Source organism: Pontibacter beigongshangensis (genome assembly GCF_014332515.1).
Lineage (GTDB): Bacteria > Bacteroidota > Bacteroidia > Cytophagales > Hymenobacteraceae > Pontibacter > Pontibacter beigongshangensis.
Genome location: NZ_VFSD01000004.1, coordinates 181,585 through 202,710, shown reverse-complemented (window position 1 = coordinate 202,710; position 21,126 = coordinate 181,585). Strand labels below are relative to the sequence as shown.

Here is a 21,126-nt window from a genome sequence, read left to right as displayed (position 1 = left end):
CATTAGCACATTATCTAAATTATTCTAATGAAAATGCCCCTCCGGAGCTTTTTGCTGCTGCTCTTGCTTAGCGGAAACTGAAGAAAGTGGCTTTCTGAAAATTCCTTTTTTGTGTCTCTACGTTTGTATAAGTACAACGAAGTAAGCGGGTAACAGGATTTAAAAAAACTGACAAGTGTTAGTTTTTTACCTGACCTGCATCATCGCCCCGAAGCTTTGTCTGATTTATCTTTAACCTGAACGTCAGCAAGCCAATCTACATAACTGGACTATTTCTTTTTACCTAATGCCATGCAGCCATGAAAACCATTCTCGTACCCATAGATTACTCCCCTGACGCCAAAAACGCATTGCTTTATGCGCTGGAACTGGCGCATAAAGCGAGAGTAAAGGTGATCGTATTCCATGCTTTTTATCCGGCGGCCTTGCCTCCTGCGGCCTATGAAGTGCCGGGTTTTATCCATAATCTGGAGAAAGAGAAAAGCAACAAACTCGAAAAGTATGTAAATGACAGCAAGTCGGATCTGCCACAGGACTTAATTTTTGATTTTAAGTGCCACGCAGGAGGCGATAGTGCCCAAAGTCAAGTGCCAGGCAACAGGGAGCAGGTGTTTCATACTATGGCGGTCGTGCAGGCTCCCCGCGAGCGCTACACTACGCATGTTACCTGCGTGGCAAAGCTGGGGACTGTTTATGAGCAGATCCTGGAGATGGCCGAGGCATACGAGGTGGACCTGGTAGTGATGGGTATGCAGGGAGGAGGCGGCTTTGGCCAGGCGCTGGTGGGCAGTACCACGCTTTCGGTGATGCGCAACAGCCGGGTGCCGGTGCTGGGGGTACCGATGCGGGCCACCTTCAGGGGCCTGCGGTCGGTGGTATTTGCCTCAGACCTAAGCAAGCATCCAGACCTGCTGCTCCTGCGCCTGCTGCGCGACTTTATCAAAATATTCAAGCCCCGGCTGGAGGTGCTGCACTTGCACCAGCAAACTGATGTGCAGGCGGAGTATAAAAATGTGGAGCGCGCGCTGGAGGTGCTCGACGAGCAGCTGCACGACATTGACTACAGGCTGGCGCTGCGGCAGCGTCCGGAAGTGGTGGGCGGTATCCAGGAATACGTGCAGGAGCACCAGTCTAGCATCCTGATCCTGAGCCCTCAGAAGCACAGCTTTCTGGAGAGGCTGTTGAGAAAGAGCGTAACGGCGCAGATGGCAGCCAACAGTGCTGTGCCACTGCTCACGCTGCCATCTTCACGCTCCCGCTGGGAGGAGAAGAAACTGGATATGGAGTTTGATCAGGAGGAGCCATAGCCGGCAGATCGGGGAGAAGGGGGTAGGCCTGGTGGGGATGGGCACGCAGCAGGGCCCTTCGTTTCTGGACAAGTTGTTTGGCTCTAACACCGAGCAACTGCTGCGGCAGGCGCCCTGCCCCAGCCGAAAACTTCAGCCACGACCTCGCCTGATGCCACTGCAAAGTCAACTTTAAAACTCAGGGATAACCGGTCTTCGATTGGGAAATGCCGGAAGATCTAATCTCAGGAAATATATAGACAGCGACACAACTTATCGGATTATCGGAATTTGCGCCACCTTTTATACAACAAATAAAATGTCTTGATTCGTGGTACGTGTGTCGTTTTACTCAAGGTGATGCAATTTCGGATTCCGAAAGGTTAAGACGTAGTTTATAGATAAGTGAGGCTCCGCACCATGAGGTAAAAAACCGCCTGTGGCCGCTTTAAACGGTAACGCCGCTACACAGCAGCAGCGGCAAAAGGCTCCGGAGGGGCCATTTGATTAGCATAATTTATAATGGCATAAAACAAATTAATAAAAGTAGAGTTTAATTTACTGTGGACCCTTGCATTTAATTTAAAATGAATTTTATTTTATCCTGACTCCTTTGTGCGGCTACATAACGTTTAGCCGGGACTTACTCGGGTCTGTTTTCGTGTGCCGGAAACGGAATTTTCTGATGACTGTGGAATTACAGTAAGCCTGCCTAAACTATTAAGAGATGAAAATAGCCGTGATATACATGTCGAGGCATGGAACAACTGGTAAAGTTGCCAACCTGATTGCCGAAAAACTGGAAAGGGAGCATCCTGTTGATGTGATGAACCTGGCCCGTTTTCCTGCACTCTCACCCGAACCTTATGACATGGTTATTATAGGGGGAAGTATACACTTGGGCCAGATTCAGGAGGAGGTAAGGGCCTTTTGTGAGCGCAACCTGGAACTGCTGCTGCAGAAAGAGGTCGGGCTCTATATTTGCTGCCTGCTCAGAGAGCGGCAGGAAGTCCAGCTCCGGGACGCCTTCCCGGTAAAACTGCTGGCGCACAGCAAGACGCATGCCTGCCTCGGGGGCGAATTCCTGATGGAGAGAATGGACCATGAGGACTGGGTGGTAGCGCGGGTAGCAGCAAAATCAGATAGAAGCGTTTCTAAAATCGACTTTCAGGCCATAGACAAGTTCTGCGAATCACTGCTGAAGGGAATACATGCCTGACTGCACTTGCATCGGCTTCCGCAGCATTCTGCTACCGGCACAGCTATCGTGCAACTACGTAGTGCTGTCAGAAAACCGGGTGCTTTGGGTAAGTCAGCAAGTGGTCTGGCTCCTGCTAGGAAGAGTCTGCCAGGAGCCAGATCCGGGGGTGAAGGCCAGCAAATGAAGCAATAGTAGAATAAAGAGCGAGGATGCTCGCGCCGGAATCTTTTTTAGGTTCTGATTTCTGGTTTATAAGTGGGTGAGGCTTCAGCCAGGCTTTCTGATAAACACCACCACTGCGCGGGGCGCTACGGCATAATAGGGGAGGGATACCTGTTCCTGCGACTCCTCCTGGAAATCCTGGGGCGGCGGCAGGCTTGTGTCTGCTATCCTGATCCAGGGGCCCGGCTCCATCAACTCAAAGTTCCGGCCCTCCCAGTGCGCGTTTATCATCACATACAAGTCATCGTCCTCCTGCGATTTTCCGGAAAGGAAGTAGGCCAGCTGGCGTGCTGATGGGGCAAAATCCACGGCTCCGCCAGCACCATGCCATTTTATGTCGTCGCGCCAGAAGCGGCTCCGGCCCAGGCTCGGGTGCTGTTTACGAAAGGCGATGGCTTTTTTGACAAAGGCAAAGTGCTCGCCCCTACTTTCCAGGCGGCTCCAGTCGAGCCAGGTGGTCTGGTTGTCCTGGTTATAGGGGTTATTGTTGCCGCCCTGTGTCTGCAGAAATTCATCGCCCGCCACAAACATAGGGGTTCCGTTAGACAGCATCAGCAGCAGAAACAGGTTTTTGGCCTGTTGTGCGCGCAGTTTCAGCACCTCCTCCGGCACATGTTCATCGCCTTCCCAACCACAGTTCCAGCTAAAGTTCTCTGCCATGCCATCCAGGTTATGGTGCCCGTTGGCGGCATTGTTTTTCTGGTTGTAGGCTACCAGGTCATACAGCGTAAAGCCATCGTGGGAGGTAATGTAGTTAATGCTCTGATAAGGGTGAAAGGCGTGGAGCAGGTCATCAGGAAAGTGATTGTCGCTTCCATAGAGGGCCTGCATCAGGGCACCCACCATGCCGCCGTCGCCACGCACAAACCGGCGCACATCATCGCGGTAGCCCGCGTTCCACTGTTGCCAGGTGCTGCCAGGAAAGCTGCGCCCTAACTGGTACAGCCCCTGCGCATCCCAGGGTTCGGCTATCAGCCTGACATGGGCCAGATCCTGGTCTGTGGCAATGTCGGAGAAAATAGGTGCTTCTCCTACCGTTCCGTCAGACCGGCGGGTAAAGACAGAAGCCAGATCGAACCGGAAACCGTCTACATGCATTTCCTTTACCCAGTAACGAAGGCTTTCCATGATCATGTGCTGCACGGCCGGATGATCGGTGCGCAGGGTGTTGCCGGTGCCGCTGTAGTTGAGGTAGGGGTCGGCAGGGTCGTTCTGTACCAGGTAGTAGGTGGAGGGGTCTATCCCTTTCAGGTGGTAGGTAGGTCCTGTTAAGCCTTCTTCGGTGGTGTGGTTAAACACTACGTCCAGAATAACCTCTATGCCTGCCTTATGCAACTCGCGCACCATCTCCTTAAACTCAGAAATAGCCTTTGGGGGAGTTTTACTGGTGGTGTAGCCAGTATGGGGAGAGAAGAAGTTAAGCGGCATGTAGCCCCAGTAATCGCCGGCATGCGGATCGAACTGATGCACCGGCATGAGCTCTACAGCCGTAATCCCCAACTCTTGCAGGTAAGGTATTTTTTCTGTGATGCCGGCAAAAGTGCCCTGTTTATCTTTGCTGATGCCAGCGTTGGGATGCCGGGTAAAGCCGCGGACATGCATTTCGTAAATGATAAGGTCATATTCATGGGGGCAGGGCTGGTCGCCTTGCCAGTCGAAGTCTGCCTGTTCAGAGAAAATGTACCCCAGGGGCGCTTTTCCCAGGTTGGACCCAGGGCGGCATCCGGCCGTTCTGCTAAAATCGGGCGGAAAGAACACGCCCCTGGCAAAAGGGTCGAGCAGTAGCTTTTCGTGATCCGACCGGCAAATGCCGGTTAGGGCGTCGTCATTGTGGTGCACCCGGAAAGCATAGTACCTGGCCCCGCCAAGTTCCGGGCGCTTAAGGCGGCAATGCCACACCCGCTGCGACTTGTGCACAAACGGATCGAAGCTGACGGTGACAACAGGCTTTTCGTAGGACTCATCCAGAAAGAGCAGCAGCTCTACGTGCGAGGCATTTTTGGAGTACAGGGTGAAATTGTAGGCATCTTCGTCGGGAACAAACGAAACTCCCATCGGGTAAGGTGAACCTTCTTTAGAATGCCATGCTCCCATGTGCGTAAGGTTGGTGTGAAAGGTTATTTGGCCTGGAGAAGTGCCTGATGTACTGAAACAAGATAAGAAAAAAACCGTGATGCTGGTGCTTCGGAAAGGCAAATGCAGGTGCCTGTCAGCCAAATCTTTATATGCTTAAGTGAGGATAAGACAACAGGGCTTCCTGCGCCTCCGGAAACCTGTGAATAGAGAGCCCTTCGCCCGGTGCCTCAAGCCAGAGAATGGGATTTGTGAGATAGCCTGCTCAGGTCGTTCAGTATCAAATCTTCTCATCATCAAATTTCCAAACTGAAAAATGTCCACATTAAATCATTAGCGCATTAAACTAAATTATTCTAATAAAAAAGCCCCCTGTCAGGCACTCTGCTGCTCCTGCTGCTACAGGGCATCGGCAGGAGCAGGCTGGTTTTAGTGCTAGCGGCCAGCAACGCACATAAATAAGGCCTGGAGAGCCGGAGTTACAATAATGCAAGTTTTATAAAAACGCAGACAGACGTAGCATTTGTCGTCAGAATGCACTAACTTCGGTATCAGATTGCTGCCAAAAGGCAGTCATTGTATCTTTGTTTTCAGGGTTTTATCCTGGGTCCGGGGGTAAACCTGAAACTGAAGGACAAGGTGGCTTCAAAAGATAAATAACTGCGCCACCTGCCCACTTTCTGAACTATTGAAGCTTGCAATGAGCCTGAACGAAGAATGGCAGGCACTGTATTGGTTTTGCTGCAAGCACTCAGAAACTGTTTGTCCGGGAGCCGTGCCGAGGCTAAGGTGCTCCCTTAAAAGTACATAGTTTAAACTGCCTGCCAATTTTGCAGAGTTACCATGAGCGAAATCAGAATTCCTTTTATCCTTGTAGCAGATGATGATGCAGAAGACAGAATGCTGGTAAAGGAGGCCTTTGAAGAAGCGAACGGACCCGGCCATATCCGGTTTGTGAACGATGGCGAAGAGTTGCTGCATTACCTGCAACACACCGGCAAGTTCTCTGACCAGGAGAAGTACCCATCTCCCCAGCTTATTCTGCTGGACCTGAACATGCCCCGCAAAGACGGTAAAGAAGCGCTAACAGAAATAAAAGCAGCTGAGCACCTGCGTGGCATTCCGGTTGTAGTGCTCACCACGTGTGTGGCAGAACAGGAAGTACGCGCTATTTATGCCCTCGGTGCCAACTCCTTTATTGTGAAACCTACCTCTTACACAGGGCTGGTAAAGATCATGAAAAGCCTTTGTGCCTACTGGTTCAGAACAGTGCTGCTGCCCGACACGAACTCCTGCAAACTGCTCCTCCAGGAGTAGGGCCACTGGCGGCGGCAGAAAGCTCCGGAGGCCTGTTTTCATTAGAATAATCCTAAGTTGTGCGGTCAGCAGCAGTTGACACTGTTTATTTCCACTCTCCCTTTTTTGCCCTCCCGGACCTTACCTTGAAAGGAAAAATAAATGATTTAGTTTCCTCTTGATGGCGCTGGTGCGGCTTCAGGCTGCTTTTCCCTACACGACAAGAGCAACGAATTTGCACGACAGTTGGTGCCAGCCCAGGCCTGCGCTGGAATAGGCATGAAGCAGGAGCAACAGCCTGAGCCCGAAAAGCTGACAAAGGTCTTGTTCTGTCCTGACGCTTCTCATCGCTTTTGCGCAGCAGGTACGCTACCTTTAAACTGCAGGCCGGTTTGCAAAATTACGGTCGGTCTTCTCTTTTCATTTTAAATCCCGCTGTCATGAAAACTGTTCTCATACCAATAGACTATTCCCCTGATTCTAAGAACGCCCTGCTCTTTGCGCTGGAATTAGCGCAGAAAGCGAAATTCAGGGTAATTGTTTTTCATGCTTTTTATCCTGCAGCATCGCCACCTGCCATCTATGAAGTGCCTTCTTTTATAGAGAGCTTGGAGAAAGAGAAGTCGCTTGAATTGGAGCAGTATGTGCAGGACTGTAAAGCAAGTTTGCCACAGGACTTCGTTTTTGATTTCAGGTGTGCCGCCAGGGGGGCTGCTGAGAACCAGGTGCCGGGCTATACCGAGCAGGTGTTTCATACTATTGTGGCGGCACAGGCCTCACGGGAGCGTTACGCGACCCCGGTTGCCTGCGTGGCAAAGCTGGGAACGGTGTATGAGCAGATCATGCTTATGGAAGAAAGCTCAGAGGCCGACCTGGTGGTGATGGGTATGCAGGGGGGCGGCACCCTGGGCAAAGCGCTGGTTGGCAGCACCACCGTATCGGTGATGCGCAACAGCCGGGTGCCGGTGCTGGGAGTGCCGCTGAAGGCCACCTTCAGGGGGCTGCGGTCGGCGGTGTTTGCCTCAGACCTGAGCAGGCAACCAGATTTGCTGCTGCTGCGCCTGCTCCGCAACTTCATGAAAACGTTCCGGCCACGGCTGGAAATGCTGCACCTGCACCGGCAGCCAGATGTGCAGGCCGAGTACAAAAATGTGGAGCGCACGCTGCAGGTACTCGACGAGCAGCTGCATGACCTGGACTATAAAGTGGTGCTGCGGCAACGCACGGAGGTGGTAGCGGGCATACAGGAATTTTTGCAGGAACGCCAGCCCAGCTTGCTGATTCTTAGCCCTCAGAAGCACACCTTCCTGGAGAGGCTGTTGAGAAAGAGCGTAACGGCGCAGATGGCAGCCAACAGTGCTGTGCCACTGCTCACGCTGCCCTCCTCAAATACCCGCTGGCATGACCATGCTGAGCAGGAACTGGAGGATACGGATAACCAGAAACGCTGAGTAAAAAAAGATGGGCGCTCCAAACCTGCCCATAGCAAGAGGAGTGAGCCGCCGCCGCTGTCCTCTAACCTTCTTGGCACGCTTGTAGATCGCTAAAAAATATCCGGTACAGGAAGTGGCAGGGCCGTGTCACGATGATATACGTCTTTCCGGAACTGCAGTAATCCAGCGTCATCCACCCAACTCGTCATGTAGCCAATCCTGATCGGGACGGGCTGTGGCAGAGAAACCACTCTTTCGGGTGTGTTGCTGTTAAGATAGGGGCTGATGTCCGGGAGATTTTCCCAATCTGTGCTTAACAAGTAAGCTGCCAGTTTTTCAGGGTTCTGCACTCTTACACAGCCATGGCTGTAGGCCCTGTTCAGCTGGTTAAAGAGTGCTTTGGCTGGCGTGTCGTGCAGGTAGATCGAAAACCGGTTAGGAAACATGAACTTTACCTTGCCAAGCGCGTTCCAGGGCCCGGCCTCCTGCACCACTATGAAATTGTCCTGGTCCGGATCTGCCGTTGCCCAGTCGAGGGAGCCAGCCGAAATGCCTGTTCTCCTGGAGCCGCTGATGCGATACGCTTTCATGTGGTTCCGGGCCAGATAACCAGTGTCTTTTGCCAGGATGGGTATTATTTCCCGCCTGATGATGCTCTGCGGAACCGTCCAGGTGGGGTTAAAAACCAGGTAGGTGATGGTATCCTCCATTTGAACCGTCTGGTAACTCCGGCCTGCCAGCCCTACCACCACACGGGTTTGCCACACGGTCTGCCAGTTCTCATCTATTAAGTACAAGGCGTATTCCGGGATATTCACAAACACGGTGGGGCCGGCGGAGGCCTCATAAAATAGCCGCCACCTCTCCATGTTCAGTTCTATTTGCTGCACCCGTGCAGCGGGGGGTACTGCCAGGGCCTCAAGGGTTTGCTGACCAACAATACCATCCACCAGTAAGCCATGGCGTTGCTGAAATTTCCGCACAGCCTCTTTCAGTTCTTCATCAAATAGCAGACTTGTTGAATCAGCAGGTTTATTCAGGTCGCGGGTTAGGAGCAGGTTGTGGCGCAGGGCCGGCACCAGGGCTCCTGAGTCGCATACCTGCAGGCAGGTGCCATCAGGCAATTTATGCCACTGGTCCAGCGCGTCCATTTGCTTGTATAACTGCAGTTGCTCCTGCAATCTGGCATACTGATTATCTGCACCTCCCGGATAGGCTGGTGGCATGCCTGCACAGGCTGTAATGGCAACAAACAGCAGACCGATCACATATCCTAAACAGGCTTTCATGGCTTTGGTAGTGTATTAGAAGGCCAGTATTTCGGCCTGTGGTTCTCCGGAGCTCTCTTTCTTTCTGTCCTGCTCTGGTAAGGTAAGCAGCGGAACAGGGCATTTGAGGGCTAGTTTTCTGGAGACACTCGTATGGAAAAGCTCCTCCAGCAGGCTTCTCTCGTGCAGGGCCAGGGCCAGTATATCGATGTTGTGCTCCTGTGCAAAGGTCAGTATGCCCGCCGAAATATCACCTTCTTTCACTTCTACCTGGGTATAGGGCCATTCAGGAAAATGGTTTGCCAGGGTCTGTAAGGCACGCTGGTCTGTTTTTGACTTAAGGTGAGGTTTGGCTTTAACGTGCACTATGCTTATTTCCGGTTTAAATGGCAGGGCAAAAGCGTGGAGCTGTTTCAGGAACACCATGTCGTTGGCACTAAGGTCGGAGGCATAGGCAACCCTTCGCACCCCTGTATACTGCACCTGGGCCGGGATAGCCAGCACAGGGCATGGGGCGTTTCTGATGAGGCTCAGGGTATTGGTGCCCAGAAGCTTGTCGAGAAAGGTGCTGGCTCCGGCGGTGCCCATCACGACCAGGTCAATTTTCTCGGTTCGAATGAGGCGGATGAGTTTGTCCAGAAATAAGCCGGTGGTGCATACTGCGTTTACTTTGAAGGTATGGCGGTGCTCTTCTTCCAGCTGTCTGGCTACCTCATGGAGCCTGGCAGTGTAAAGCGCCTCTGCTTCGGCGTCGGGGGTAACAACAAGGGGCGCCTCTGTAACACCAGCTACCTGCACGGGCATTACGTGCACCAACGTGAGGCTGCTGCCGGTTTGCGTTGCCAGGCTGGCGGCATATTGTAAAGCGTTGCTGGCATTGGCAGAAAAATCGATGGGGACGAGTATCTTTTTCATGATAGGTTACAGTTAATGAAATGCATGGCGCTGGTGCAGGCAGTGTGGCAGTGGCAGGCAGTCTCTATTTTCAGGCGATGGAAATAGCTTTTCTGTTTTTCCGCCATAGCTTCTTTTTTGCGGAGCGTCAGGAGGCTTTTATACAAATTGGCATCTTCAGTGTCCGTATCAACGCTGGCAGTGAGTCTGAAATGTTGTACAAAGGAGTTGCAGCTTCCTTCCCTGAGGGTGAACAGTGTTGTCGGAGTCATCGTCATAGCTTTAATTACTGGGGCGGGAGCGTACACACTTGATCTTTAGGTATACGAACTTCTATCCCTTCGCGCACATGACTGCTGCTAAAAATATACCCGAGCCAGCTACCGGCCAGGAAATGCGCAAAAACGAGGCCGGCTATGCGCAAACCGGGGTTCACAGCCGGAAACAGCGCTGCCCGAATGCTTCCCGAACCAATGGCAAGCATATTAGGGAGTCAGGGCATGTTACCTCTCTGGCGGCACAGCGTCTCTTTCTGGGGTGCCAAAGCAGGGGCCTCTGGTGAAGGCAAATACGGCAAAGGCACACCTGCCGTTAGAAGCGGCAGGTTGAATGAAAGAGTTTTCCGGGCTCCTTGCCTGGATACAGCCAGGAGCCCGGAAAGCTCTTTGGTGGGGAGCCTACAGGGTGCAGTGCATGATGAGCAGGGGCAGGCCGTTATGGTAAAAGGGCTCTGCTGCTTGATCTTTTGGCAGCAGGCGTTTCCATCTTTCCCGGGGGTGATACCCTACTACCAGCATGTCTGCTTTATGATGGCGTGAAAACTCGCTTATGCCAGCCTCCACAGAGTTGTTTTCGATGTGAAGCGAAATGTTGCTGTAAGGGAAACTCTGATAATATCTGGTCAGCTCTTCCAGCAAAAGCTCTTTATGGGCTTCTGTTTCGGATGTAAGCATATGCAGCAGCATGATCTCGGCTTTAAACAGCGTCGCTATTTTAAGCAGGAATTCCATACCGGTAAAAGGCGCGTTCTTCAGGTCGGAGGCGAAAACTATTTTCCAGACTGGCTTAAAGGCTGCGGCCTGCGGAATAACGAGCACCGGACAGCAGGTGCTGGCCATAATGCCGGCAGTGACGGCCCCTGCTGCTACCTCCGGCAGGCTGCTGGCATCCTCCCGGCCGGTTATCACGACATCTACCCGCTCCTCCTCGATCAGGGCTGGCAGGGTGTCTTGTTCCGCGCCATGCTTCAGGTAAGTTTCGTAGCTAATGTTACCGGAGGTGTTGTCGCATTCCAGCCGCATTTTCAGGGTCTCCAGCTTATTGACGTACTCCATTCTTTCTTCCAGTTCGTCTGTAAGGCGGTCATGTGCAGAGCTGTACTCCAGGGCATGTGCCGTGGCCGAAGCCGATACAGAATGGAAAAGAATAATGCGTGACTGGAAAAACTGAGCCAGCTCACTTGCATATTTTATGGCGTTTTCAGACGATGCTGAAAAATCGGTGACGCAGAGGAAAGTTACCATGGCTGAAAGGCTTAATAGATCATTTTATGAATTAAATAAAGATACCTTACCCGGCGGCCATCCGGGATGATTTCCCTCACATGCCCTGTTGATTTTAATCACTTAAAACGGGAACTCCGGCTTCTTTATCTCAGGGAAATGTTTCTCGTTTGACACGTGTACTTAATTGTGGTTAAGGTTTCGGTATATGGCAGGAAGCAGCAGGGGGAGAGGTATCATCCGGCTGGGCTGACGCTACAAGAGATAACCTGCAATTTATAAACGTCGACTCAACTTCAATGAAACCGAACTTGGGATGTCATCTGCTGCAGGACACAAGACACAAAAATTTTTCAAAATGAGAACAGATCGAATGCCGCATTCCGATATTTTCTGTCAATGTCTATAACTGAGTTAAGCAGGCCGTGTGAAGATCAAATTATTTAAATGAATATGGTCCTCCAGAGGCCATTAACGCCTCTGCTGCTGCTGCTGCCACAGACATTTGCAGGAGCTTCCGATGTGCTTTGGGCAGGTGTGCAGGCTGTGAGGTCATTTTCAACCCATCCTTAAATACCTGAACTTTGCCGTGGTCTGACTGTCAGATTTCTGCCCCAACCCTAAAAAATATAACAGCTAACAATCCAATTATTCCAATTGAAACAAGCCTTCAGACTACCTTTCTGCTGCTGCTGCACAGTACCTTTTCCTGATCGTTGGCAGCAGAGTAGAAACAGCGCTTACATGTATGGGGGAGGAATGGTCTTATCGAGGCCGCACTGGATCATGAAATCGTTGGTAAAGACGTTGCGGGAGGGCTCATCGAGCAGGGCAGCCCGGCTTCGCAGCCATATGTCTACGTTTTCATTGCCGTACATCTGCCGCACCCGCTGCTCGTTCAGTATAAAGTTGAGCTTGCCCCAGTGTAACGTATAAGGTATTTGGAGTGCCTCCAGCCGATGCCATACATCTGAAAAGAACTTACGGGTTATGGTGGCATCCACGCCGTCCATCTCCAGCACGCAGGAGTTCGGGAATCTGGTAAAGCCCAGCAGGGCAGGGGTGCCTTTCACGAAGCGCAGCGCAATGCCTCCGGCAAATGGCTGCCGTTTGTTCAGCTCCAGGATCACCTCCATAACTTTGAACACATCTGTTGTCGCCACTGCCATTGCGGCACTGGCAATCTGCCCCTTAAACCGGGTGTGCCGAAAGGTTTCGCCGATGGTCATGGGCTGTGGCTGCGCTGAACGGAGGGTGCTTTGGAACAGGGCGTTTACCAGCGGTTTGATGGTGAGCATGTTCAGGGTTGGGCCCAGTGCATCGAGGAGCTGCGAAATAATGCCGTTCAGGTCCGGGCTAAAGGTTCTTCCGCTATCGATTCGGTTGTGCACAGGCTTGTAGGCAGGGGGGCAGGGGATCTTGTAAAATGTGCGGATGTAAATACCTTTCTCTTTGCTGTCTGGCTCAAAGTTGTGCTGGTTCAGGGCGATCTCCAGGTGGTAGAGCTTGTTGTTTTCGCTCTGGGCGGGCATTCTTACCCGTTGCTGCCCCGGCTCGCCCCCGGCATCTGCCAGTTGGTTCAGTATGGTGCGGAGCGCCTCCATATCCAGCTGCGCTATGGCGTGTTTAAGCTCAGGCGTATAAGGCACGTGGTCGAAGCGGTATTCCTGCAGCAGAAACAGGGGCTCTACCTGCAGCAGCACGCCGTGTATAATGCCGAAGCTGCCAAAAGACATCACGGCCGCATTAAAAAGATCATCATCACGGAGGGCTTCGGCTCCCAGTGCCCGCACAAACTCATCAGAAACCACAGGAGCAGAGGCCCGTTCCAGCCACACATGCCGGTTGGGTCCGGTTACCAGGTGCAGCCCCACAATGGCATCGTGCACGGCGCCTGTATAAAGTGCCCCACCGTGGGTGCCTGTTGCCGTGGCGCCTGCCACCGACTGCCCGTTGCTGCCCCCGGAGGCGATAATGCTGCGCCGGTACTGTGTCTCGAGCAGTTCGTTCAGCTCCAGAATACTCATGCCACACTGCACAAAAATGAGCTCCTCCTTGGTTTTGCCGCTTTGCTTATAGGCATCCGAAAGAGAAGAGTTGCCCAGGTTAAACCGAAGGTTCAGCGGCCTGGTATTGAGCATGCCCCCGTTGCACATGGCTACCGGCGAGAAAGACCAGTTGTTACCCATCGCCCGCAGCGGCGTGCGTGTTTGGATGGCGTTCCGGATCAGCCACTGCATGTTGGCGGTGGTGGCGTTATAGTCTTCTAACCTCGACTCCTTGGAAGAAACCCGCAGCGTGTAAGACGTGCCAGGCTGGAAACGGTGCTTGAAATTCTGATGCGCGTTTTCCCAAGGATCTTCCGGATAAAAAGGCTCTATCCCTTGCGGTAGCTGTGGCATAAAGAGGCTGTTATAGGTGTTGCACAATGGGTTAACCGGCTGTGCTTTTTAATTATTCTAATGAAATAGCCCCTCCGGAGGCTTTGCTGCTGCTGCTCTTTCAGGAAGGCAGGTACTGTATTTTGGCTTTTTGTCTGAATCTTTCTATAGAGGCCCTTCTCCAAGGATTTGAAGGATTAGCAGGATTTTGTTTACGTGAGGAAATGTAACTTAGGAGTGGCAAATTGATCGTTTTTCTATCCTATGCTGGTATTTCCATTTTCAAATTTCCGAATCTCCAAATCGAGCAGACGCACTCATTCATCCGTTCCGATTGTGCCGGTTCCTCTGGCTGGTGGTGCGCAGTCCCATTCCAGGCGCTGGGGTACCACCAGGCCGAGGCTCAGGAACGAGACGGTGATGAAGAGCGGGTTGGTCCTTACCCTTACCCGGGTCATATCGCTGCCGCTTTGGCAGCCTGCAGTCCAATCCTCCACTTTCAGCATACCCCAGAAATACGACCAGTGGGTTGGGCCGATATGCGAAAGATGTTTGGCACGGGCGGGCTGATCAGAGGTGTGCCGCGAAACCACTGTGTCGCTGACAGTACAGGAGGCCAGCAGGAAGAGTGTCAGCAGACTTAGCGTCCAGAGCCTGAAAGGAGGTGTTGAGGCGTTCTTTTTCTGTTTCATGGGGCAGGGGTGGCGGTACGAAGTCTGCATGCGGGGTTAAAATAAAAGGCGTTTTCCTCTTAATAAGATTTTTGAATTAGGCACTTAGTTAATAGCCAATAGTGCCTTCTTTAAAAAATTACCAAACTACTGGTTTTGAGGACCACCCTCAATGTGTATATTGGTTTAACACTGGCTCTGAGATTTTATGTTAAATATTTGATTTATAGCTATTTGAATCTTATTAAACAAGTGCCTAATTCAATAAGATTTTTGCATAAACCACTTTATGCAAGAAATTAAAGTCTGACATCTTATGCCCCCGATAGCGATCGGGATGTTCCACCTGGTGCCGGTCGGCTAAAATATCTGACCAATAAAGCAACAGGAACACTACATCTGATCTGTGTACGTGAGGCAATTATATAGTTTGCGAAGTATTTTAATTCAAAAAAGTATTGATATGAGAATATACATTCGTTTTAGACAATAGGTTGTTTGTTGATTTGAAATTAGAGGGTTGAAGAAGCTATATTTCAAAATAATTGACGTGTACTACATATCATGGGGCTCTATAATCATCCAAAAGTACACTGCCGCGAGCTTCCAGCCTGTGCGGTAAGCCTACACGCGATAAGAGTGCTGTTCACGAGGTGGAAACTCGTTCCAATTAAATCCGCGAGCTACAAGCTCGCGGCAGTGATAGTGGTTTTACCGTTTTGACTTATAAACCAAATCCCATAATATGGTATGCACTTCAATTATTCTAATGAAAAAGCCCTTCCGGAGCCTCTGCTGCTCCGGCCGTTGCTCCGGCATAGCCATCTTGAACAAAAAAAAAGAGGCTGCTCTAAGGAGCAGCCTCTTTTAATAATTGGCTAAAAATCAAATTTCTTAACCGTCTTAATTATATCCGGGGTTCTGATAGGCGGCTCTTGCTGCAGCATCCAGCGCATTGCCGTTCTCGTCAGTAAGCTGCACCAGGTAGGCGTTTGGCCACACACGGAAGGTATAGTGCTTCTGCACCAGGCCTTTGCCGTTGCCGTCCTGGCCGTTGCCGCTGGCGGTGTTAAATGCGGTAGGCCACAGACCCATTCTGTCAGATGCCATCTGGTTGAGGTACACCAGGCGCTCATACAGAATGCCGGCATTGTGCTGATCTTCCCAGGCGATGCCTTCTGACAAAAACTCACGGGCTTTCTCGTTGTAGATAAAGTGAATAAACATATCCTCTTTCGTGTTCACGGTCGGGATATAATCTTCTCTTTCAGCTTCAAGAGTACCTGGTGTGAAGTGGTTTTCTGTCACCATTATTTTCTCGAAAGAGTTGGTAGTGGCAGCGTAAGGAGCCACCAGTTCTGCCGGATCGAGGGTGGTTCGCTGAGGCTCAAACTCGGCCAGCACAGCAGGGCGGCTCTCACCAGCCTTGTAGGCCGCACGCTGGCGCAGCACGTTAATGTCGGCAATAGCCATGCTGTACAGCCCTTTACGTCCGTAGGCTTCTGCTCTAATCATGTAGGTTTCTGCCAGGCGCATGAGAATGGCATCGCGGGTACCTGCCTCACTGTTGAAGTTCGCTTCGCTGGCGCTGCCACCTCTTGTAGGGTCCACATATTTTTTAGACGATAGATAAGGTGCCTGGCGGTTGGTGGCAAGGCCCATGTCAGTGCCATCTATAAACAGGCGATAGTAGTGGCGACCGGTTTTAGCTGACTTAACCCAGCGCACCATAAACTGAAACGGCATGCTCATCACCATCGCTGAGTCCAGGGCTTCTTCTTTCTGGTTCTCCAGATAAATAATAGCTCTGCTATTCGGTAATATTCTTTTGTTTAAAGGGGGTGGGGCAAGGTGTGAAACAGTTGGAGCCCCTTCAGGTTTATTTTCATTCCACCAAGCCGCAGATTTTGCATCCCAGACAAATGAACTGCTTGCCTGTAAAGTTGGCATGTTACTTACATACTCGTACTGAAAGGTTTTGTAATAGCGCGAGTCGTTCACTTTATCGCGGAAATTGTCGTAGCCCCAGTCGGTAGGTTTAAACGTGCCAAACGGCCGGCCATATGCCATGGAGCGTGTTACCCCCGATTGGAAGGTGTAGTCGCCTACGTGGTAGTTAACAGACCTGTTACCGCCGAAACGGCCATTGAGCCCTGTATTCTCGTCGAACTGCGCCGACCATAAAACTTCGGAGTGCGGGTTTGATTCAGAAACAGCCGGGTTAAACAATGTCCAGTAATCAGGGGCAAGTGCGCCGCCAGTACCAGATATAACCTCAGATGCCACGGTGATAACAGAATCGAGGTCGGTGGCTACATTGCCTTTAAAGAGCATCCGCAAATGTTCTTCGGAGCTGTTCTGGAAGCCGGCAGCCTGGGCACGGTTCAGGTATAGCTTCGCCAGAAAATGACCGGCTGCCCATTTGGTTACACGTCCTCTTTCTGACGCAGTGGTTGGCAGGTGCTGGTAAGCGAAGGTCATGTCGGAGATTATCTGCTTATATATATCCTCCAGTTTGGTTTTCGGATAGAAGTATATGCCATTATCTTCTCTTTTCGGCTCCAGCAGCAGCGGCACATCGCCGAGCTGGTTCGAAATAAGATAATAAGCCCAGGAGCGCAGAAACAGGATCTCGGCTTTTCTGGTGTTTCTGTAAGCTTCGTCAGTGCCGAACCGGCCAGGCTGAATATTGTCGATTATGTCGAGGGCAATATTACAGTTGTTGATGTGCGGGTAGGCACCCATGGGAGCGTAGTTGGAGTTAGAAGCACCGAGGAAGTTGTTCACGTTAGCGGCAATGTTGCTCACATCGGAGCCGAATTCGGCTACCCCCATCCGGGCCCAACCTACGTTTGCGGTGCGGTAGGCATCTGTTTCAGGCTCAATTAACCTGGCGCCGTTGGCATCCCACTCATGCTTTACCCGGGCATACACATAGAGGCCTTTTATTAAAGCGTCGAGCCCGTTCTCGTTGTTATAATAGTTCTGAGTCAGGTTCGCCACCTGCTCTTCTTCCAGAAAGTCCTTACACGATAAGGTGGAAGTGGCTAGCAGAAGTATTGCAATATATTTTTTCATAAGAAGAATCTTTTTTAAAAACATGAATTAGAAACCAACCCTTAAGCCAAACACTACACTTTGCTGCAGAATGGTGTTGTTGTTGGTACCACCCAGCGGAGAAGTGCTGTTGCTGTTCGCCTGCGATTGTCTTCCCCAGTTCGTATCGTCGTCCGGGTTCAGACCCATCTGCACGATATCGCCCCCAAAAATGAAGGGGTTCAGCACCTGCACGTTCAGCTGCAGGTTGTTCAGGAAGAACCTGCTCAACATGGTTTGCGGGAAATCATAGGAAAGTGAAATATTTCTGACAGTTACGAAAGAACCACTGTGGAATTGCATGGCTGGCGTAAAGTTGTCATATGCGAGTGTTCCGTTATAGGGCATTGGCCAGCGCCCCCCAGGGTTCTGGAATGTCCATACATCGTTTTCAACCCGGCCATTAGGAAATACACCACCATAAGAGTTAGGGTAACCTCCAAAATAAGTCTGGCCAACTCTTGCGTAAATAAATGATTGCAAAGTCAGATTTTTATAACGGAAGTTAGTGTTTAAACCACCTGTCCATTTCGGACGATTGTGACCCCTGATCACATAATCTTCACCGTCTATCCTATAGTCTCCGTTTTGATCCACAATTTTAATAGAGCCGGGGTAGAAATTGTGCCGGTTAGCATTAAACTTTGCCATCTCCGCAAGGTCTTCCGGGGTGTTCTGCCAGATGCCAGCATTATCGTAATGGCGGTAAACACCACTTACCGGGTACCCGATAAACCAGGTATTTGCCAGCATGTCTTCTTTACCATTTATCAACTCCACAATTTCTTCTCTGTTTCTGGAGAAGTTTATATCAGTGCTCCAGGTAAAGTCTTTTGTTTCAATATTTACTGTTGAAAGGGTTAGTTCCAAACCTCTGTTACGAGTTTTACCGATGTTCTCGAATTTGTTAACATAACCAGTTACAGCAGGCAGCGATCTCTCCATGATAAGGTCTGAGGTTCTGGCCTCGTATAGTTCAACGGAACCTGTAATACGGTTGTTCAGTACACCAAAATCCACACCTATGTTAGATTGAGCTGTTTTTTCCCAGCTCAGGTTGGGGTTCTGCACTAACTGAGGCAAATAACCAATACCAGCCACGGAACCAAATGAATAAGGGTTTCTGCTTAGAGGACCGGAGGAGGTATAGGGGTTCACAGAAGAGTTACCGGTTACACCATAGCCGATACGCGGCTTAAGTTCAGAGATCCAGGTTAAGTTCTCCATAAAGCTTTCTTCTTGCATTTTCCAGGCAAAGGCAAATGAAGGGAAGAAGTCCCATTTGTTGCCTGGAGCCAGCACAGATGATCCATCGTAACGGCCGGAAGCTGTAAGCAGGTACCTGTCCATGAGGGAATAGTTTATACGACCCATCCATGACATCAGCGTGTTTTCGGTGAAGCCGGTGCCATAGCCATCCGGGCGACCTACCGTGTTAGAGCCCAAGTCGTACCACAAACTTAAAGGGATAATGGTGCTAGACACGTTAGTACCGATGTTTTCTCTTCTGGAGGCTTGCTGAGACTGGAGCAGGGTTACGCCAATGGTATGGATATCGGCAAAGGTCTTATCAACGAAAAGCAGATTCTCCGCTACCCACGAAAAGTTCTCCTCACGGTTATAGCCGGCAGTGTTGGGCCGGTTAGTCAAGTGGCTAGTAGCTTCAGGACCTGTCCAGGCTCCGTTTCTGAAGTTGCGCACCTGCGCACCAAAGTTCAGGCGGTACTTCAGCCAGGGCGTAAACTTCAGCTCCGTAAACATATTGGCCATAATGGCTGAGGAGCGTCTTTCGTTTTTAGTCTGGTCTATGTCCACCAGGGGGTTCCAGATGTTAATGTTAGGACCGGTATTCCTGATAAAATCGCCATTCTCGTCTCTGGGGAAAGCAAACGGAAACTGGTCGTTGGCTCTTGAGAAAAGGTCTTTAGAGCCCGTGTTGCTCGTATTGGGTGGGTTTACGCCGTAGTTCTGCAACGAAAAAGAACCCATTACAGAGGTGCCCAGCGTAAGCCATTTTTTAGGAGAGATATCGCCATTCAGGTTCACGTTGAAACGTTTAAAATCCTGGTCGCGCTGTACGCCTTTCTGGTCGTAATACCCAAGCGAAAGATAGACCCTGGAGGTTTCGGTACCAGAAGAAAGGGAGAGCTGGTGGTTCTGGGTTACCCCTGTGCGGGTTGCGGCATCTCTCCAATCGAAGGTTGGGATGTTCTGGGAGTTGTAAACCGGCACCTGCGCGGGCCAGCCCATGGCTTGTTCTTCCGGTGTGGTAGGTCGTGTTCTAGGGGTTACTCCGTATTCTTCCCATTCATAACCTGCCCACACATTATTTAATGATCTCTGGTCTACGCCCAGGTTCATTTTCTCCCTGTCTATAAACGGATCCGGATACCAGATGGTAGGCGCCTGCGTCCGGTCTGTGTTAGTAGTTAGCTGGTAATTGCGGCCATACATCAGCGATTCGCGCCACCGGTCGATATACTGGCCACCGTCCATCCAATCGGTTAGCGACTTATAGGAATCGAGGGAGGTAGTATGGTTATAGTTAACGGAAACTTTACCGGCAGTACCCTTTTTGGTGGTGATCAGGATAACGCCGTTCGCGCCTCGCGATCCGTAAATAGCCGTGGCCGAGGCATCCTTCAGCACTTCCACAGAGGCGATGTCGTTCGGGTGTATATCATTTATAGAGAAGGAGGTAACACCCAGCGCAGCTACGATCGGGATGCCGTCCACTACATAAAGCGGCCCATTATCTGCTGTAAGTGACCGGTTACCACGTATGCTCACACTAGGCGTCTCACCCGGACGGACGTTTGTAGAAACGTTTACACCGGCAGCTCTACCCTGCAGGGCCTGCAGCACGTTCTGCACCGGCCGTTCCTCAATTACCGCGGAAGACACACTGGTGATGGCACCTGTCAAATCGCTTTTCTTCTGCGTGCCGTACCCAACCACCACTACTTCTTCGAGCGTTTTGGTGTCGGTTGCCATGGTCACGTCAAGCACAGCCCGATTGTTCAGGGCGACCTCTTGCGATACAAAACCGATATAAGAGAAGACAAGCGTAGCATTGCCATTAGGCACCGTTAAGCTGTAACGTCCGTCGATATCAGTGTTGGCGCCGATGGTTGTTCCTTTTACTACCACGCTTACACCTGGCAATCCTTCGCCCGTGTTGTCCACCACACGGCCCGATACGGTTATCGTCTGCGCAGCATCTTTTACCAGGGCAACTTCTGAGAAGCGCCCCGCTGTTGCTGAAAATTCAACAACAGGCAGGTTCAGAGGCTGTCCATTCTCAGCCTTCACTACATTCGAGCTTAGCCCCAGCGAGGCCATGGCCCAGAACACGTACCTACCATAATGTAAGTTTTTCTTCATGTTATTTGTTTTAGTGGTTAAAATTCTGGCTCAATGAAGCCAAGTATAAATTTATTTATTTGAGAAAGGCTTTGTGTCCTGCGGTATCCTGCCCCCATGGCGGTCTGGTTTAGGGATTACAGGGAATAAAATCAGTTTCTATATAAATAAGCAGGGGAGGGTGTTTTTTGAGTATTATATACAGATACGCTTATTTATGCTGTTTTTTCGATGCATAATTTTCCGAAAATCGGCTGCCAGCCGGTAAAAAAGAAAGACAGTCGCATACCGTTTATAGGGTCATGCTATAGGTGGGGAGTTTGCCTGTTCTATATAAAAAGATAGCGTAGTGGCCTCAAACCATAAGGATGGCGTGTTTGCCACGGCTGCACAGGTAAAGAATTGATATGCTAATGTTTGTTTGTATCGGTATGCAAACT

The 21,126-nt window shown here is 50.9% G+C and carries 13 protein-coding genes; 5 read left to right on the top strand and 8 right to left on the bottom strand.

The features are described 5' to 3' along the window. Window positions 1-299: 299 nt before the first annotated feature. The 3 genes from FJM74_RS05795 (at window position 300) to FJM74_RS05785 (ending at window position 2,505) form a co-directional block, all read left to right on the top strand. Entirely contained in the window at window positions 300-1,307 is a 1,008-nt protein-coding gene (locus FJM74_RS05795) for a universal stress protein (RefSeq protein WP_187261624.1), read from the top strand. After that, a complete protein-coding gene (locus tag FJM74_RS05790) occupies window positions 1,288-1,482 on the top strand; it encodes an adenine nucleotide alpha hydrolase family protein (RefSeq protein WP_187261623.1) in 195 nt (64 codons plus the stop codon). The genes FJM74_RS05795 and FJM74_RS05790 overlap by 20 nt, the downstream gene beginning before the upstream one ends. 531 nt (window positions 1,483-2,013) lie before the next feature. Beyond that, window positions 2,014-2,505, top strand: coding sequence for a flavodoxin domain-containing protein (locus tag FJM74_RS05785; protein ID WP_187261622.1), 492 nt, complete (start codon window positions 2,014-2,016; stop codon window positions 2,503-2,505). Window positions 2,506-2,754: 249 nt separating this feature from the next. Here the strand turns inward: FJM74_RS05785 and FJM74_RS05780 are convergent, their stop codons facing one another. Then, the gene (locus tag FJM74_RS05780) at window positions 2,755-4,803 is read right to left on the bottom strand and encodes a glycogen debranching protein (RefSeq protein WP_187261621.1); all 2,049 of its coding nucleotides are present in this window, start codon (window positions 4,801-4,803) and stop codon (window positions 2,755-2,757) included. 822 nt (window positions 4,804-5,625) lie between these two features. Between FJM74_RS05780 and FJM74_RS05775 the strand changes: the two genes are divergently transcribed. Both FJM74_RS05775 and FJM74_RS05770 read left to right on the top strand, forming a co-directional pair. After that, on the top strand, window positions 5,626-6,099 hold the full coding sequence (locus FJM74_RS05775; RefSeq protein ID WP_187261620.1) for a response regulator: 474 nt from the start codon (window positions 5,626-5,628) through the stop codon (window positions 6,097-6,099). A 419-nt stretch (window positions 6,100-6,518) separates the two neighbouring features. After that, entirely contained in the window at window positions 6,519-7,529 is a 1,011-nt protein-coding gene (locus tag FJM74_RS05770) for a universal stress protein (protein ID WP_187261619.1), read from the top strand. A 92-nt stretch (window positions 7,530-7,621) separates the two neighbouring features. Here FJM74_RS05770 and FJM74_RS22645 read toward each other — a convergent pair whose 3' ends face one another. The 7 genes from FJM74_RS22645 to FJM74_RS05735 all read right to left on the bottom strand — a co-directional run bounded on the left by FJM74_RS22645 (window position 7,622) and on the right by FJM74_RS05735 (window position 20,707). Further along, a complete protein-coding gene (locus FJM74_RS22645) occupies window positions 7,622-8,800 on the bottom strand; it encodes a L,D-transpeptidase family protein (protein WP_187261618.1) in 1,179 nt (392 codons plus the stop codon). 15 nt (window positions 8,801-8,815) lie between these two features. Beyond that, entirely contained in the window at window positions 8,816-9,694 is an 879-nt protein-coding gene (locus FJM74_RS05760) for a universal stress protein (RefSeq protein WP_187261617.1), read from the bottom strand. Window positions 9,695-10,350: 656 nt separating this feature from the next. Then, a complete protein-coding gene (locus FJM74_RS05755) occupies window positions 10,351-11,196 on the bottom strand; it encodes a universal stress protein (protein ID WP_187261616.1) in 846 nt (281 codons plus the stop codon). A 719-nt stretch (window positions 11,197-11,915) separates the two neighbouring features. Next, window positions 11,916-13,577: an FAD-binding protein gene (locus FJM74_RS05750; protein ID WP_187261615.1), complete on the bottom strand. Its 1,662-nt coding sequence runs from the start codon at window positions 13,575-13,577 to the stop codon at window positions 11,916-11,918. Window positions 13,578-13,873: 296 nt separating this feature from the next. Next, complete coding sequence (locus FJM74_RS05745) at window positions 13,874-14,248, bottom strand: hypothetical protein (protein WP_187261614.1); 375 nt, start codon at window positions 14,246-14,248, stop codon at window positions 13,874-13,876. An 882-nt stretch (window positions 14,249-15,130) separates the two neighbouring features. Then, complete coding sequence (locus FJM74_RS05740) at window positions 15,131-17,305, bottom strand: RagB/SusD family nutrient uptake outer membrane protein (RefSeq protein WP_187261613.1); 2,175 nt, start codon at window positions 17,303-17,305, stop codon at window positions 15,131-15,133. 27 nt (window positions 17,306-17,332) lie between these two features. Then, window positions 17,333-20,707, bottom strand: coding sequence for a SusC/RagA family TonB-linked outer membrane protein (locus FJM74_RS05735; protein ID WP_187261612.1), 3,375 nt, complete (start codon window positions 20,705-20,707; stop codon window positions 17,333-17,335). Window positions 20,708-21,126: the final 419 nt, after the last annotated feature.